At 76.0% G+C, this 15290-nt stretch carries 12 protein-coding genes; 3 read left to right on the top strand and 9 right to left on the bottom strand.

Features of this window, described 5'->3' with window-relative positions; genetic code table 11:
* Window positions 1-8: 8 nt before the first annotated feature.
* The 7 genes from Q3W71_RS27410 to Q3W71_RS27380 all read right to left on the bottom strand — a co-directional run bounded on the left by Q3W71_RS27410 (window position 9) and on the right by Q3W71_RS27380 (window position 10322).
* Entirely contained in the window at window positions 9-1841 is a 1833-nt protein-coding gene (locus Q3W71_RS27410) for an NHL domain-containing thioredoxin family protein (RefSeq protein WP_302922365.1), read from the bottom strand.
* A 151-nt stretch (window positions 1842-1992) separates the two neighbouring features.
* On the bottom strand, window positions 1993-4650 hold the full coding sequence (locus Q3W71_RS27405; protein WP_302922364.1) for a hypothetical protein: 2658 nt from the start codon (window positions 4648-4650) through the stop codon (window positions 1993-1995).
* Between the two features lie 347 nt (window positions 4651-4997).
* Window positions 4998-5135, bottom strand: coding sequence for a hypothetical protein (locus Q3W71_RS27400; protein WP_167180486.1), 138 nt, complete (start codon window positions 5133-5135; stop codon window positions 4998-5000).
* Between the two features lie 222 nt (window positions 5136-5357).
* The gene (locus Q3W71_RS27395; RefSeq protein ID WP_302922363.1) at window positions 5358-6842 is read right to left on the bottom strand and encodes a dihydrolipoamide acetyltransferase family protein; all 1485 of its coding nucleotides are present in this window, start codon (window positions 6840-6842) and stop codon (window positions 5358-5360) included.
* A 5-nt stretch (window positions 6843-6847) separates the two neighbouring features.
* Entirely contained in the window at window positions 6848-7837 is a 990-nt protein-coding gene (locus Q3W71_RS27390; protein WP_302922362.1) for an alpha-ketoacid dehydrogenase subunit beta, read from the bottom strand.
* Window positions 7837-9021: a pyruvate dehydrogenase (acetyl-transferring) E1 component subunit alpha gene (pdhA, locus tag Q3W71_RS27385; protein WP_302922361.1), complete on the bottom strand. Its 1185-nt coding sequence runs from the start codon at window positions 9019-9021 to the stop codon at window positions 7837-7839. The genes Q3W71_RS27390 and pdhA overlap by 1 nt, the downstream gene beginning before the upstream one ends.
* 647 nt (window positions 9022-9668) lie before the next feature.
* Window positions 9669-10322 (bottom strand): hypothetical protein, encoded by a 654-nt coding sequence (locus tag Q3W71_RS27380; RefSeq protein WP_302922360.1) that lies wholly within the window; start codon window positions 10320-10322, stop codon window positions 9669-9671.
* A gap of 105 nt (window positions 10323-10427) precedes the next feature.
* Here Q3W71_RS27380 and Q3W71_RS27375 point away from each other — a divergent pair, with 105 nt between their 5' ends.
* Window positions 10428-11048 (top strand): phosphatase PAP2 family protein, encoded by a 621-nt coding sequence (locus Q3W71_RS27375; protein WP_302922359.1) that lies wholly within the window; start codon window positions 10428-10430, stop codon window positions 11046-11048.
* Window positions 11049-11136: 88 nt separating this feature from the next.
* Here Q3W71_RS27375 and Q3W71_RS27370 read toward each other — a convergent pair whose 3' ends face one another.
* Window positions 11137-11820, bottom strand: coding sequence for an NUDIX domain-containing protein (locus Q3W71_RS27370; protein WP_302922358.1), 684 nt, complete (start codon window positions 11818-11820; stop codon window positions 11137-11139).
* A gap of 75 nt (window positions 11821-11895) precedes the next feature.
* On the opposite strand from Q3W71_RS27370, the gene Q3W71_RS27365 reads away from it, so the two are divergent.
* Together Q3W71_RS27365 and Q3W71_RS27360 are read left to right on the top strand one after the other, a co-directional pair.
* Complete coding sequence (locus tag Q3W71_RS27365) at window positions 11896-12957, top strand: SPFH domain-containing protein (protein WP_302922357.1); 1062 nt, start codon at window positions 11896-11898, stop codon at window positions 12955-12957.
* Window positions 12958-13024: 67 nt separating this feature from the next.
* Complete coding sequence (locus Q3W71_RS27360; protein WP_302922356.1) at window positions 13025-13963, top strand: hypothetical protein; 939 nt, start codon at window positions 13025-13027, stop codon at window positions 13961-13963.
* A gap of 93 nt (window positions 13964-14056) precedes the next feature.
* Here the strand turns inward: Q3W71_RS27360 and Q3W71_RS27355 are convergent, their stop codons facing one another.
* On the bottom strand, window positions 14057-15283 hold the full coding sequence (locus Q3W71_RS27355; protein WP_302922355.1) for a hypothetical protein: 1227 nt from the start codon (window positions 15281-15283) through the stop codon (window positions 14057-14059).
* Window positions 15284-15290 lie beyond the last annotated feature (7 nt).

The raw sequence follows: 15290 nt of genomic DNA, 5'->3' as shown, positions 1-15290 counted from the left end.
GGACCGCCTCAGGCGTCCAGCCCGCGCAGCACCAGCGGCAGCCGGGCCGCGCCGCCGTCGACCACCCGCACCGGCACGCCCCAGTCCTGCCGGGTCAGGTGGCAGGCCGCGTGCTCGACGTCCGCGTCGCAGGTCGCCGCCTGGGCGGTCACCTGGAGCACGCCGCCGGCGACGTCGCCGTTGACCACCAGCCGGCGGGACAGCTCGGTGCCGGTGCCCGCCCCCTCGACCAGCAGCTCCGGCGGGGACGCGGAGACCACCAGCCGGGTGGACGGGCCGTACGTCTCGTCCAGCTTCTGCCCTGGCGCCGGGGTGAAGATGACGTCCAGCGTCAGCTCGCCGGCCCCGACGTCGGTCGGCTTCCGCTCGGCGCGGTGCCGGGGGCCGGCCACGGTGCTCGCCCCGGCCGCGGAGAGCGCACCCGGGGCCAGCCGGGTGAGCCGGTGCGCGGCGGACTCCACCACCAGCACCTCGCCGGCCGGGGTGAGCACCAGGTCGCTCGGCTCGGCCAGCCCGTCGGCGACGGTGGAGACCTGGTCGCCCGCCGGGTCGTAGCGGCGCACCGCGCCGTTGTAGGTGTCGGCGATCAGCACCGAGCCGTCCGGCAGCGCGCAGACCCCGAGCGGGTGCTGGAGCAGCGCCGACGCGGCCGGCCCGTCGACGTGGCCGAAGTCGAAGAGACCCTGCCCGACCGCGGTGCCCATGACCCCGTCCTCGACGTACCGGATCGCGCTGGTCTCGCTGTCGGCGACCCAGAGCCGGGTGCCGTCGGCGGAGACCGACAGGCCGGAGGGCTGGGCCATCCAGGCGTCCGCCAGCGGGCCGTCGCGCAGCGCCTCGACAGTGGTGCCCGCGTACATGCCGGCGGTCCGCTTCACCGGGTCGAACCACCAGAGCTGGTGGATCCCGGCCATCGCGATGACCACCTTGTCGTCGTACCAGGCCAGGTCCCAGGGGGAGGAGAGGTCGACGGCGAGCGCGTCGTGCGCGTGGTCGTCGACGGTGGAGCGCCACTGCCGCCCGGTGCCGGCCACGGTGACCACCTCGCCGGTGGCCAGGCGTACGCCCCGCAGCAGGTGGTTGACGGTGTCCGCGACGACCAGGTCGTAGCCGGCCACCTCGGCGACGTGCGCGGGGAGCAGGCAGAGCCCCTGCGGCTCGGAGAACCCGGCCGCCTCGGCCGGACCGTCGGCGCGGCCCCGGCTGCCCGAGCCGATCCGGCGGACCAGCGTCTCGCCGTCCGGCGCCAGCTCGGCCAGCGAGTGCCGGGCCGAGTCCGACACCAGCAGGTTGCCGTTCTCCAGCAGCACGGCCTTGCCCGGGAACCGCAGCGTGGTCTCCGGCTCGGCCGGCGGCACGTACGGGCCGTCACCCCGGTGCAGGGTGCCCTTGGCCTCGTGGGTGGCGATCAGCTCGTCGATCAGCCGGGCCAGCCCCTCGGCGTGCCCCTCGCCGGCCATGGTGGCCACCACGTAGCCCTCGGGGTCGATCACCGACAGGGTCGGCCAGGCCCGGGCCGCGTACTGCTGCCACGTGTGCATCTCGGGGTCGTCGAGCACCGGGTGGTGCACCCCGTACCGCTCGACGGCCGCGGCCAGGGCAGCCGCGTCCTTCTCGTGCTCGAACTTCGGCGAGTGCACGCCGATCACCACGAGCACGTCGCCGTACTTCTCCTCCAGCGGCCGCAGCTCGTCGAGTACGTGCAGGCAGTTGATGCAGCAGAAAGTCCAGAAGTCGGCGACGACGATCTTGCCGCGCAGGTCGGCGAGCTTCAGCTCCCGACCGCCGGTGTTCAGCCAGCCCCGGCCGCGCAGCTCCGGTGCCCGTACTCGTGCGCTCATGTCGCCAGTCTGCCGGACGGTACCCGCCGTTCCGGCCGGTACCCCGGGGCGGGCTCCGTCACATCCGCCCCGCCCCGGCCGGCTCTCCTGCGGGCCGGACAACGGCGGCGGGGCCACGGTCACCCGTGGCCCCGCCGGTCGTCTGGTGCGGTTACTGCCCGGCCGGCTTCAGGCAGATCACCCGGTTGGGTCCCTCACCGGCGAGCACCACGTGCGGCTGCGCCGGGTCGGCGCACTTCTCCTTGGCGTCCACCTTGGAGACCACGGTGAACGCGCCCGCCTCGCCGCAGTCCGCGGCGGCGGCGCCGTCGCCGGACTTCTTGACGCAGGTCCCGACCGCCGGGTCGAACGCCGGCGTGTCGGAGCCCCCGACCTTGCCGAGCAGCATCAGCAGACCCAGCGGCACGGCCAGGATCAGCACGGCGGCGACCAGCACGGCGGCGAGCACCCGGCCGTTGCGCACCTTGGGGGTGGGCGCCTCGGTTTTCGGCTCCGCCTCCGGCTTGAACGAGTCGAACCGGTTCTGCTCCGCCGGCTGCTGCTGCTCCCAGGGGGCCGGGCCGGTCGGGTGCTGCGCCGGCGGCGGGAACGGCGGCGGGAAGCCACCGCCCGGAGCCGGGTCGGGGGCGGGACCGTAACCGGGCACGGCAGCGCCCACCGGAGCACCGCCGACGGCGGGGCCACCGGCGGCCGGACCGCCGAAGGGGTCGGCCGGGCCGCCGAACTGGTCGGCCGGGCGGTCGCCGGCGTGCGGCCGCACCCCGTTGACCGGCCGGTTCTGTTGCGGCGCGTCGACGAAGGAGGGCACCCCCGGCGGGAACGCCGGCGGCGGCGCCGGCGAGGCCGGCGCGACCGGGGCGGCCCCGGCGAAGCCGTTGGGCCCGCCCGGCGCGCGGTCGTCGAAGCCGTTCGGGCCGGCTGCCGCCCGGTCGTCGAAGCCGTTGGGCCCGCCGGGCGCGCGGTCGTCGAAGCGGGGCTCCGGCGCCGGGTCGAACCGCGGCGGGGCGTGCTCGGCACGCATCGGGTCCTGCTCGGCCGGCTCGGGCTCGTCCGCCGGCTCCGGGCGGGCCGGCCGCCCGTACACCCGCGGCTGCGGCGCGGGCGTGCCGGCCGGTCGCAACGCCTGGTCGGTCGGGGGCATCACCCGGCTGGCCAGCGGCACGGCGGCACTCGCCGAGACGCTGCCGGCGGCCGGCTCGGCGCCCTCCGGGGAGGTACGCGGGGCGGGCACCACCGGACCGGCCGGGGACTGCGGCTCGTCGTGCCGCGATCCGGCCGGCGCCCAGCCCGGCTGCTCCCGCTCGTACGCCGGCGCGCCACCCTCGCGGGCGGACTGCTCGGCGTACGCCGGCTGCTCCGGCGCGAACTGGGCGGGCGGGGTGTAGTCGGCCGGCGGCGCGGCGGCCAGGCTGGCGCCCGGCACCCGCTGCTCCTGCGGGGGCAGCGGCACCGCGTTGGCCGGCGAGATGCCCGGCCCCGGAGCGGGCTGGTAGATGGGGGCCTGCTCGGCCCGGTCGGCCTCCCGGTCGTGGTCGGCCCGGGCCGGCTCGGCCTCGGCGCGGCCCCACGCCTCGGCGGCGTCCCAGGGCTCCGCGTCCGCGAGGGCGCGCTCGGCACCGTTCCACTGTGGCGACTGGCCACCGGCGGCCGGCGACCAGGCCGGCGGGCCGCCGTCGCCGGGCACGGACGCGCTGGCCCGGGCCGGTGGCGCGGCGGCCGGCTCGGCCGGCGTCCAACCGTTCTCCTCCGGCCGGTCGGCCGGCTGCGGCGCGGCGGTGGCGCCCCAGGCGCCGGGCTCGTCACGGGCCGGGTCGTCGGCCGGTCCACCCCAGGCGCCGCCCGGGCGCTGCTCGGCGGGGGCGTCCCAGCCGACCGCTGACCGGTCGTCGGGGGTGGCCCAGTCGGCCTGCCGCGGCTGGTCGTCCTGCCGCGCGGCCCAGCCGCCGGAGCGGGCCGGGTCGTCCTGCTGCGGCCCGGCGGCCCAGTCGGGCTGGCGCGGCGGGTCGTCCTGCTGCCCGGCGGCCCAACCGCCGGACTGCTCCGGCCGCTCGTTGTTCCAGCCACCCGGGGCGGCCGGCTCCTCCTGGCCGCCCCAGGCCGGCGCGGCCTGCGGCACCTGGGCGGCACCCCGGGCGGCGGGCTGCTCGGCCGGCGCCCAGGCGGGCGGCTCGTCCTGCGCGGCGGCACCCCAGCCGCCGGAGCGGGCCGAGTCGTCCTGCTGCGGCCCGGCGGCCCAGTCGGGCTGGCGCGGCGGGTCGTCCTGCTGCCCGGCGGCCCAACCGCCGGACTGCTCCGGCCGCTCGTTGCTCCAGCGGCCCGAGGTGGCCGGGTCCGGGCCGGTGGCGCCGCCGTTCTGGGCGGGCCAGGCGTCGGGGGCGGCGGACGGCACCTGGGCGGCGCCCCGGACCGGGGGCTGCTGCGCCCAGGCCGGGGCCGACTGCTCATCCTGCGCCCAGCCGGGCTGCTCGGCGGAGCCGCCGGCGGCCCACGGCTGCTGGCCGGGCTGCTCGCCCTGGGCGAGCCAGGCCGGTGGCCCGTCGCCGGGCGGGTTCCACGCGCCCGGCTCGCCCGGCTGCGGCGGGGTGGCCGTGCCCCGGGCGTGCGGCGGCTGGTCCTGGGCCGCGGCCCAGGCCGGAGCGGGTGGACCCGGCTGCGCGGGGGGCGGTGGCGCCCAGCCCAGGTCGGGCGTGGGCACGCCGTAGCCGGTGTGCTGCTGCGCCGGTCGGTCGCCGTACGGCGCCGGTCCGCCGGCGCCCGGCGACACCTCGTCCGGCTCCTGGCCGGGGTGGTGCGGGCCCTCGGACGTCATGCGTGCGCCTCCTCCATCACATGTCGGCCGCCGGTGCCGATCGGTCTGCTCGGCAGGGCTGCCGGCGTCGCCGGCGGTACCGGCCGTGCCGGCTCCCCGCACCGTATCCGGTGGCGGCCCGGGGGCGCCCGGGGAGCACTCGGTCGTCACTCCGCGTCGCCGGATGGTGTCGAGCAGCTTCTATCGGCCCGACCCGGTCCGGGTCGGCGGGTGACGACCGAGCCCCACCGTACCGGGCGCTGCGGCGAGGTGGAATCCCGGTGCCGAGGGCTGTGAAACGCCGACGACCCGCCCGGGTGGACCGGGCGGGTCGTCGATCTGGAGGAGGTGAGGAAAGTTGTGGAGCGTCAGCTCATGTGACGCTGGGCGATGGCGAGGATCTCGTCGCGGACCGCGGGCGAGTTGGCCGAGCGCAGCGCGTGCTCGATGGCACGGGCCCGGCGGTTGGCGTCGCGGCGGTTCCGGATTCGCTCGATCATGCTCATGGTGGTGTCTCCTCCTGGCTATTCGGTTGTCAGCCCGTCGATGTCTCCATTGAACCGCAGAACGCGGGCAACTTCCATCGATTATTAGGTGAGCTGAGACACCTGCCGAACAATCAAAGGTGAAGGGGTCATCTCACCGACGTTTCTCGTCCTCCAAACGAACACGGCCGGTGTGCCGGGAGTTCACCCCGGGCACACCGGCCGTGGCCGGATGTCGAGCCGTCAGGTCCAGGCGAGCAGCGCCGCCTCCGGGTCGCTGAGGAAGTCCCCGATGTCGCGCAGGAACTTCGAGCCCAGCTCGCCGTCGATGATCCGGTGGTCGAAGGAGAGCCCCAACGTGGTGACCTGGCGCGGGCGGACCTTGCCCTTGTGCACCCAGGGCATCTCGCGGACCGCGCCGAAGGCCAGGATCGCCGACTCGCCCGGCGGCAGGATCGGCGTGCCGGTGTCCACCCCGAACACCCCGACGTTGGTGATGGTCAGGGTGCCCCCGGACATGTCGGCCGGCGAGGTGCGGCCAGCCTTGGCCGTCTGCACCAGGTCGGTCAGCGCGTCGGCCAGATCCCGCAGGGACAGCCGGCCGGCGTCCTTGATGTTCGGCACGATCAGCCCGCGCTCGGTGGCCGCCGCGATGCCCAGGTTGACGTACTCCTTGACGACGATCTCGTCGCCGGACCAGGTGGAGTTCACCATCGGGTGCCGCTTGACCGCCAGCAGCACCGCCTTGGCCACCAGCAGCAGCGGGGAGACGCGCACGTCCCGCCACTCCGGCCGGTTGCGCAGCCGGTCCAGGGCCTTCATCGCCCGGGTCATGTCGACGGTCAGGAACTCGGTCACGTGCGGCGCGGTGAACGCCGACCGGACCATGTTCTCGGCGGTGAGCTTGCGTACCCCCTTGACCGGGATGCGCTGCTCGCGGTCCGCGCCGAAGCTCGCAGCCGCGGTGGCCGGCCGCGTCGCCGCGACCGGCTCGGCCGCCGCCGTGGCGCCGGCCGCCGCCCGCTGCACGTCCTCCCGGGTGATCGAGCCCAGCGGGCCCGAGCCGGTCAGCGTGGCGAGGTCGACGCCCAGGTCCTTGGCGAGCTTGCGCACCGGCGGCTTGGCCAGCACCAGCCCGCCCGCGCCGGTGTGGCCGTTGCGGTCGGCGGCCGGGGCGGCCTCGACCGGCGGGGCCGCGGCCGGCTCCGGCCGCGCCGGCGCCGCGCCGGCCGCGGCCGGCCGGGCCTGCGCCGGGACGTCACCCTTGCGCGGGCGGCGCTTCGCCGCGGTGGTACGCGGGCCGTAGCCGACCAGCACGGCGGTGCGGCCGCCCGGGGCGGGACCGCCGATCAGGCCCGGCTCGACCATGCCCTCGGCGGGCGCCACCTCGACCGCGGCCAGCGAGGCCGCCGACGGGGTGGGCAGGTCGTCGCCACCGGCGGTGCCGGACGGCGTGTCCGGCGTCTCCACCGGCCCGGCGTTCGGGTCGGTGTCGATCGCGATGATCGGGGTGCCGACCTCCACCGTGGTGCCCTCCGGGTGGAAGATCGCCTGCACCCGGCCGGCCCACTTCGCCGGGATCTCCACGGCCGCCTTGGCCGTCTCCACCTCGACGATCGGCTGGTTCAGCTCGATGGTGTCGCCCACCGCGACCAGCCAGCTGAGGATCTCGCCCTCGGTCAGACCCTCGCCCAGGTCGGGCAGGTTGAACTCCTTGATCCGGGACATGCCGATCACCAGCCGTAGGTGCGGTCGACGGCGTCGAGCACCCGGTCGAGGTCGGGCAGGTACTCCTCCTCCACCCGGGCGGCCGGGTAGGGGGTGTCGAAGCCGGTCACCCGCAGCACCGGGGACTCCAGGGAGTAGAAGCACTCCTCGGTGATCCGGGCCGCCAGCTCCGCGCCGAGGCCGACGTTGGACGGCGCCTCGTGCACCACCACGGCCCGACCGGTGCGCTTCACCGACTCGTACACCACACCGAGGTCGAGCGGGGAGAGCGTGCGCAGGTCGATGACCTCCAGCTCCCGGCCGTCCTCGGCGGCGGCGGTCGCCGCGTCCAGGCAGGTGCGCACCATCGGCCCGTACGCCAGCACGGTGACGTCCGTGCCCGGCCGGGCGACCCGGGCGGCGTGCAGCGGGTACGCGTCGGCCAGCGGCGCGTCCACCTCCACCGGACCCTTCTCCCAGTAGCGCCGCTTCGGCTCCAGGAAGATGATCGGGTCGTCCGAGGCGATGGCCTGCTGGATCATCACGTAGGCGTCCTGCGGGTTGGCGCAGGAGACGACCTTCAGGCCGGCGGTGTGCGCGAAGTACGCCTCGGGCGACTCCGAGTGGTGCTCGACCGCGCCGATGCCGCCGCCGAACGGGATCCGGATCACCATCGGGATCTTCAGCTTGCCGCGCGAGCGGTAGTGCATCTTCGCCACCTGCGACACGATCTGGTCGTACGCCGGGTAGACGAAGCCGTCGAACTGGATCTCGCAGACCGGCCGGTAGCCGCGGATGGCGAGGCCGATCGCGGTGCCGATGATGCCGGACTCGGCGAGCGGGGTGTCGATCACCCGCTGGTCGCCGAAGTCCTTCTGCAGCCCGTCGGTGATCCGGAAGACGCCGCCGAGCTTGCCGACGTCCTCGCCCATGATGACGACCTTCGGGTCGTTCTCCAGGGCGCGGCGCAGGCCGACGTTAAGGGCCTTGCCGAGGGTGAGCGTCTCCGTGGCCATCAGTGCGCGCTCCCCTCGAACGACTCCAGGTACCTGCTGAACTGCTCCCGCTGCTGCTCGACCAGCGGCGACCCGTTGGGGTAGACGTGGTCGAACAGGGTGGTCGGCTCCGGGTTGGGCATGGCCAGCACCCGCTCGCGCAGGTGCACCGACTCGCGGCGGGCCTGCTCGTCGACCTCGGCGAAGAAGTCCGCGTCGGCCAGCTGCTGCTTGGTCAGGAACGCCTTCATCCGGGCGATCGGGTCCTTGGCCTGCCAGGCCTCGACCTCGCTGGCGATCCGGTACCGGGTCGGGTCGTCGGAGGTGGTGTGCGCCCCCATCCGGTAGGTGTACGCCTCGATCAGGCTCGGGCCCTGCCCGTGCCGGGCGTTGTCCAGCGCCTGGCGGGTGACCGCGTACGTGGCGAGCACGTCGTTGCCGTCCACCCGGATGCCCGGGAAGCCGAAGCCGGCGGCCCGCTGGTAGAGCGGGATCCGGGTCTGCCGCTCCAGCGGCTCGGAGATCGCGTACTGGTTGTTCTGGCAGAAGAAGACCATCGGCGCGTTGAACACGCCGGCCCAGACGAACGACTCGTTCACGTCGCCCTGGCTGGTCGCCCCGTCGCCGAAGTAGGCGATGACCGCCTCGCCGTCGTCGGTGCCGGTCTTGCCGTCCATGGCGATGCCCATGGCGTACCCGGTCGCGTGCAGGGTCTGCGCCCCGATCACGATCGTGTACATGTTGAACTTGAACTCGTTCGGGTCCCAGCCGCCCTGGTCGACGCCGCGGAACAGGCCGAGTGGCATGATCGGGTCGATGCCCCGGCAGTAGAGCACGCCGTGCTCGCGGTAGGTCGGGAAGGCCATGTCCTGCGTACGCAGCGCCCGGCCGGAGCCGACCTGGGCCGCCTCCTGACCCAGCAGGCTCGCCCAGATGCCCAGCTCACCCTGCCGCTGCAGGGCGGTGGCCTCGGCGTCCAGCTTGCGAACCAGCACCAGGTCCCGGTAGAGGCCGCGGTACTCCTCGTCGGTGAAGTCGACGCGGTACTCCGTGCCGTCCGGCCCGGTCACGCTCTCGATCCGCTCGCCCTCTGGGGTGAGCAGCTGCACCAGTTCCGGGTCACCGGCCTTGCCGGCCCCGGCCTTCTTCGACCGGGGTGCGGCCCGCCGGCCGCGGGTGGTGACCCCGGGGTCGCCCTTTGCCATCCGTCTCTCCCTGTCATGTCTGCGTCGGCACCGGGGGGTCACCCGGCCGCGCAACTCGTGCGCCCGTCCGGCTGGTGCCGGACCGGTTCCTGGCGGCCGCGCCTAGCCCCGGTGGGGGTTGCCGCGCGGCGTGAGCCGGATTCAGGCCGAACCCGGTTCGGGGAGCGCCGGCGCCGCGCCGCGCCTGCCGCGAGGGTGCGCGGAGGTCGCGGCTGCGTTGCCGTCGTGGTCCATATTCGCATCAAGGGTGAGCGGGCCCACAGTACGCCCGCCCCGCACCGTCGGGGCCGCCCAGTTCGTTACACCGATCGCCCGGTGTCCCTCCAATCGCCGCCCGACCGTTCCGGCGATGGTTCGTCACCGTTCGGCCAGATACGCGTGGCGACACGCGGTAACGGGTTGGCTGACGCACCGTCACTGCGCCACCCTGGTTCGGGCGGATCGCCACCGATCGAGTGGTTTGCCGCTTCCCCGGGTGGGCGCGGCCCGTCCGGTCTCCCGGTGGCCGACGACGACGAGGAGTGTGCGGTGTCCGACCCAGCTGAGGGACCAGGCGCTCCACTGCTCGGCCGGCACCGTGCGGCCGGCGGCTACCGCCGGGTGGTCGGCGCGCACCGCGCGCCGGGCTCGGTGGCCCCCTCGCGGGGCTACCTGTTCACCGTGGCCCTGCTGGCCGGCACCGCGTCGATGCCGATCCTGGCCGCGATCAGCACCGGGTCGGCCACCGTCGGCAGCACCGCGCTGCCGGACACCAGCACCCCGTTCATCCCGACCCCGTCGGTCGGCCCGGTGGTGATCCCGCTGCCGGTGACCAGCCAGCCGGCGGTCACCCCGTCCGCCACGCCGTCCGTCGGCCCGGCGGCCACCGCCCCGTGGCGGCCGGCCGCGCGCCGACCCGGCGGTCCGGCCGGGTTCGCGGCCGACCCCGCACCGGCCCGGACTCCGCCACCCGGCCGGCCGCGGCCCACCGCCGGTACGACGGCCCCGCCGCCCCGGCCGGCGCCCTCACCGTCGCCGTCGCCGACCGGCGGCACCTCGCCGTCGCCGTCCCCGTCGTCGTCGCCGTCGCCCTCGGCGGAGACCAGCCCCAGCGGCACCGGCTCGCCCAGCCCGACGGGCGGCCCGCCCGCGTCGCCGGACGGAGCGACCCCGTCACCCGGCGGCACCACTCCCGCCTCCGAGGCGGCCACCCCGACCGGCACGCCGGCCAACGCCGGCGGTACCAGCCCGACGTCGACCGGGTCGCCGGTGCCGGCGCCCCGTCCGGCCGCCGGTACGCCGGCCCCGGGTGCGGAGCGCACCCCGTCGCCGCGTACCGGCCCGCCGGCCACCGGGCCGGCCGCTCCGGTCCCCGCGCCGCGGACCTCGCCGACCCCGGTGACGGGCGCGGTGCCGGCTCCCGCCAGGTGAATCGCGAGGTCCCACCGGCCGACGCCACCCGCTCCGGTCCGGGATTCCGGCTGGCCCGGATCGTCACCGAGGTGACCGCGCCCGCGGTGCTGGTCACCGTGCTGACCGTGACGATCGGCTGGCACAGCAGTCAGGGCGACCCGCGCGGCCTGGCCTGGGGGCTGCTCGCCACGCTCTTCGTCACCGGCATCCCGTTCGCGTACATCCTCGGCGGGGTGCGCCGGGGCCGGCTCACCGACCACCACGTGGGCGTCCGCGAGCAGCGGCGGATCCCGTTGCTCTTCGGCCTCTGCTCGGTGGCCGCCGGGCTGGTCCTGCTCGCCGCGCTCGGCGCGCCCCGCCCGGTGCTGGCGCTGACCGCCGCCGGCGTGCTCGGTCTGGTGGTCGCCGTGGGGGTGAGCCACTGGTGGAAGCTGTCCATCCACGCGGCGGTGGCCGCCGGCACGGTGGTGGTGCTGGTGTTGACGTTCGGCGTCCGGCTGCTGGTCACCGCGCCGCTGCTCGCCCTGGTCGGCTGGTCCCGGGTGCGGCTGGGCGATCACACGGTGGCCCAGGTGCTGGCCGGCGGCGGGCTCGGCGGGCTGATCGCGGGCGTCGTCTTCGCCACCCTTCGCTGAGCTGGCGCGATCCGGGGCCGCCCGGGTCGCCGCCCGTCCGGTCCGGACAGGCGCGCCGAGCACGGCCACGGCGGTAGCGCACCCCCGGTCAGGACGGGCGCAGCATCGGCGGGTGCAGCAGGGTGGCCGTACCGCGCCGGAACAGCTGGGCCGGCCGGCCCCGCTCGCCCTCGGTGGCGCGGCCCACCGGCTCCACGAACCCCGGCGTGCCGGTCACCTTGCGGTGGAAGTTGCGCGGGTCCAGCCGGGTGCCCCAGACCGTCTCGTAGACCGCCCGCAGTTGCGCCACGGTGAACTCGGGCGGGCAGAACGCCGCGGCCAGCGGGGTGTACTCGAGCTTCGCCCGGGCCCGCTCCACCCCGTCGGCGAGGATCCGGTCGTGGTCGAAGGCGAGCTGCCCGGGGGTCAGCCGGGCGACCGGCAGCCAGTCCGCCGAGGCGGCGTCCGTGCCGGCCACCGGGCTGCCGAGATCGGGCAGCAGGGCCAGCCAGGCCACCGTGACCACCCGGCCGCGCGGGTCGCGGTCCGGCCGGCCGTACGTGCCGAGCTGCTCGAGGTGCCCGGCCGGCTCGGCGAGACCGGTCTCCTCGGTCAGCTCGCGGACGGCGGCGGCCGGTAGGTCCTCGTCGATCTGGACGAAGCCGCCGGGCAGCGCCCAGCGCCCCCGGTACGGCTCGATGCCGCGCCGGACCAGCAGGACGTTCAGCTCGTCGGCCCGGACGGTCAGCACCACCAGGTCGACGGTCACCGCGAAGGGCGGGTACTCGGCCATCTTTATCACCACCTTGACGAGAATCTAGCAGAGCGTTTATCGTCGTGACGACGAAAAAGAAACGAGGTGGAGACGATGGCCGATGTGACGAGGCGCTTCTTCCTGCGCCACCTGCGCGGAACGCCGACCAGCTGGGTCCGGTGGCAGGTCGGCGGGCGGGTCCGCCGGGAGGGCACCGGGCTCTCCTTCTGGTACCGGCCGCTGCGGGCGGTGCTCAGCGAGGTGCCGGTGGACGACCGGGAGCTGCCGCTGCTCTTCCACGCCCGCACCGGCGACTTCGCCGACATCACCGTGCAGGCCACGGTGACCTACCGGGTGGCCGACCCGGCGCTGGCCGCGGCCCGGCTCGACTTCTCGGTCGACCCGCGTACCGGCCGGGCCCGGTCCCGCCCGCTCGACCAGGTGGCCACGCTCCTCGCCGAGCTGGCCCAGCAGCCCGCCCTCGACCTGCTCGCCCGGGTGCCGCTGGCCGAGGCGCTCACCACCATCGCGCCGGTCCGCGAGGCGGTCTCGGCGGCCCTGGCGGCCGAGCCCCGGCTCGCCGACGTCGGCGTGGCGGTGGTCAGCGCCCGGGTGGTGGCCATCCGCCCCGAGCCCGAGCTGGAGCGCGCGTTGCAGACGCCGACCCGGGAGGCGGTGCAGGTCGAGGCCGACCGGGCCACCTACGCCCGGCGCGCCCAGGCGGTCGAGCAGGAGCGCTCGATCGCCGAGAACGAACTCCAGAACAAGATCGAGCTGGCCCGGCGGGAGCAGCAACTGGTCGAGCAGCACGGCGCGAACTCCCGGCGCCGGGTAGAGCTGGACGCCGCCGCCGAACTCGCCGCCGCCCAGGGCAAGGCCGAGCGGGAGAAGGTCGCCAACGCGGCGGCCGCCGAGCGGGCCCGGGTGCTCGCCGGCGCCGAGGCGGAGAAGGAGCGGATGCTGGCCGCCGCCCGGGCCGACGGGGTGCGCGTGCTCGGGCACGCCGAGGCCGAGGCGGAGGCGGCGAAGCTGGCCGCGTACGCCGAACTGCCGCCGGAGGTGCTGCGGGCCCTGACGGTCCGGGAGCTGGCCGGGCAGCTGCCGCAGATCGGGCAGCTCACGGTCACCCCCGACCTGGTCTCCGACCTGCTGGCCCGGCTGGTCCCGGCCCGATGAGCGGCGGGACGAGCCGCCGCGCGGCGGAGATCGGGCCGGGCCCGGCGTGCCGCCCGGGGTCGCTCCGGTGAGCGGCCGGGCGGGCGGCGGCGCCGGGGCCGGCACCCTCGCGCCCCGGGTCGTCGTGGTCAGCCGGCGCAGCGAGCTGGACGAACTGCTGGCCCGGCACGGCACCCGGGCCGCGGCCGCCTGGTACCTGCGGGAACGCGGCCGGGACCTGGCCGAGGTGGTGGACCGGCACGAGGCGCTCCAGGCCGCGCTGACCACCGTCGGGGCGGCCGTGCCGGCGGACTGGCGGCGCGGCGCGGTGGACCGCGACGACCTGCCCCGGTTCCTCTTCGCCCCAGAGGACGTGGTGGTGGCGGTGGGGCCGGACGGCCTGGTGGCCAACGTCGCCAAGTACCTGTCCGGGCAGCCGGTGATCGGCGTCGACCCCGAACCGGGGCGCAACGCCGGGGTGCTGGTCCGGCACCGCGCCGGGTCGCTCGCCGCCCTGCTGCCGGCGGTGGTGGCGGGCGCGGCCCCGACCGCCGCCCGGACCATGGTCCGGGCCGCCCTCGACGACGGCCAGGAACTGGTCGGCCTCAACGAGGTGTACGTCGGGCACACCTCCCACCAGTCCGCCCGCTACCTGCTCTCGGTCTGCGAGAGCGGGCGGACCCGGCGGGAGCGGCACTCCTCCTCCGGGGTGGTGGTCGGCAGCGGTACGGGGGCGACCGGCTGGTGCGCGTCGATCGCGCGCGACCGTCCGGGTGCGCCGCCGCCGCCCGCCCCGGAGGAGGCCGCGCTCGGCTGGTTCGTCCGGGAGGCGTGGCCGTCCCCGGTCACCGGCGTCGGCCTCACCGCCGGCCGGCTGGCCGCGGGCGACCGGCTGGACCTGGTGGCCGAGTCCGACGGCCTGGTGGCCTTCGCCGACGGCCTGGAATCCGACCGCCTCACCCTCGACTGGGGCCAGCGCCTCACCGTCTCGATCGCCCCCACCCACCTCACCCTGGTCAACCCGTGACCTCCGCCTGTTGATCATGAGGTTGGCGGCGGTGTCGATCTCGTCGACCGCCGCCAACCTCATGATCAACGGGGTTCACGGGGGGTGGGGGGGTTAGGCGCCGTCGTCGGCTAGGCGGTGGCGGTTGGCTTCGATCCAGGCGTTCAGGGCGGCGGGGTCGTCGGGGTCGACTCCGTCGGCCATGAGCTGGGCGACCGCGGCGGTGGCCGGGCTGCGCCGCTCGCCGGTGGTGTAGAGCCGGGCGAACTCCGGCACCATCTCCTCGATCGCGGTGTCGGTCTGCGCCGCGGCCGGCTCGGGCAGCCCGCGCTGGCGGGCGGCGTAGCCGGCCCAGGCGCGCAGCACCCGGGGCAGCATCGCGGCGTCGTCCATGTCGAGCACGGCCCGCCGGTGCACCCAGTCCAGCAGGAACAGCCCGGCCACCGCGGGACTCCAGCGCAGCGGGTCGGCGTCCGGGAAGCTCGCCGCGTGGTCCAGCAGCAGGCTCAGGCAGAAGTGCAGGGACGCCAGTTCCGGGCCCTCGACGCTGTCCAGGCCGAACCGGGCCGCCTCGGGCGAGGCGAGGAACCGCCGCACCAGCTCCGTACGCTCGGCGGCGGAGAGCGGCTCGACGGCGTCCGGGTCGGCCGGCGGGACCGCGCCGTGCGGCAGCAGCGCCAGCCGCGCGCCGACCAGCGCCCGGTCGGTGGCCAGCGAGCCCTCACCCGGCAGCTCACCGAGGTCGTCGGTGATCGCCAGGTGCCGGCTCACCTCGCCGTGCATCCGGGCCGGATCCTCCTCCCGGAACCAGGTCAGCTCGTCGCCGGCGCACATCTGCCGGACCTGCTCCAGGATCCGTTCGGCCGGCCCGCCGACGAAGACGTCCTTGGTGATCCCGATGTTGTGGTCGACCAGGGCCACCAGGGCGTGCTCCGGGCCGCCGGCCGCGTCGTCGTAGGCGAAGGTGGCGAGGTAGGAGGTCTGGTCGCCGTACACGTCGCCGTAGGCCCAGCTGCCGGTGAGGTGCACCTTGCCGAGCTGGCCCGACCAGGCCGGCGCGGTGGCGCCGGGGCGGACCCGGGCGGCGCCCTCGGCGTCGGGCACCAGGGCGGCGAAGACGGAGCGGATGGTGGTGGCGGCGGCCGTGCGGCGGCGGGAGGTGGCGGCCAGGAAGCCGGCCACGAAGTCCCGCACCGCGGCGCTGCGGTCGGTCTCGGCGACCGCGTAGACGCTGCCGAGCAGCGCGGCACCGAGCATCTCGGCGTCGAGGGCGGTGTCCAGCCTGGTCACGTCGCGTGCGGCCTGGAGCACCGCGTCGTAGGGGGTCTGGGGCGTGGCCATGTATCGA

Origin of the sequence: Micromonospora sp. C28SCA-DRY-2, assembly GCF_030519475.1 — a bacterium.
Lineage (GTDB): Bacteria > Actinomycetota > Actinomycetes > Mycobacteriales > Micromonosporaceae > Micromonospora.
The sequence above is the reverse complement of the archived record's forward strand: the minus strand, read 5'-3'. Positions and strand labels throughout refer to the sequence as shown.

Coding starts and splice junctions, on each gene's coding strand:
- Q3W71_RS27410 (WP_302922365.1), bottom strand. CDS start 1,841: ATGAGCGCACGAGTACGGGCACCGGAGCTGCGCGGCCGGGGCTGGCTG.
- Q3W71_RS27405 (WP_302922364.1), bottom strand. CDS start 4,650: ATGACGTCCGAGGGCCCGCACCACCCCGGCCAGGAGCCGGACGAGGTG.
- Q3W71_RS27400 (WP_167180486.1), bottom strand. CDS start 5,135: ATGAGCATGATCGAGCGAATCCGGAACCGCCGCGACGCCAACCGCCGG.
- Q3W71_RS27395 (WP_302922363.1), bottom strand. CDS start 6,842: ATGTCCCGGATCAAGGAGTTCAACCTGCCCGACCTGGGCGAGGGTCTG.
- Q3W71_RS27390 (WP_302922362.1), bottom strand. CDS start 7,837: ATGGCCACGGAGACGCTCACCCTCGGCAAGGCCCTTAACGTCGGCCTG.
- pdhA (WP_302922361.1), bottom strand. CDS start 9,021: ATGGCAAAGGGCGACCCCGGGGTCACCACCCGCGGCCGGCGGGCCGCA.
- Q3W71_RS27370 (WP_302922358.1), bottom strand. CDS start 11,820: ATGGCCGAGTACCCGCCCTTCGCGGTGACCGTCGACCTGGTGGTGCTG.
- Q3W71_RS27365 (WP_302922357.1), top strand. CDS start 11,896: ATGGCCGATGTGACGAGGCGCTTCTTCCTGCGCCACCTGCGCGGAACG.
- Q3W71_RS27355 (WP_302922355.1), bottom strand. CDS start 15,283: ATGGCCACGCCCCAGACCCCCTACGACGCGGTGCTCCAGGCCGCACGC.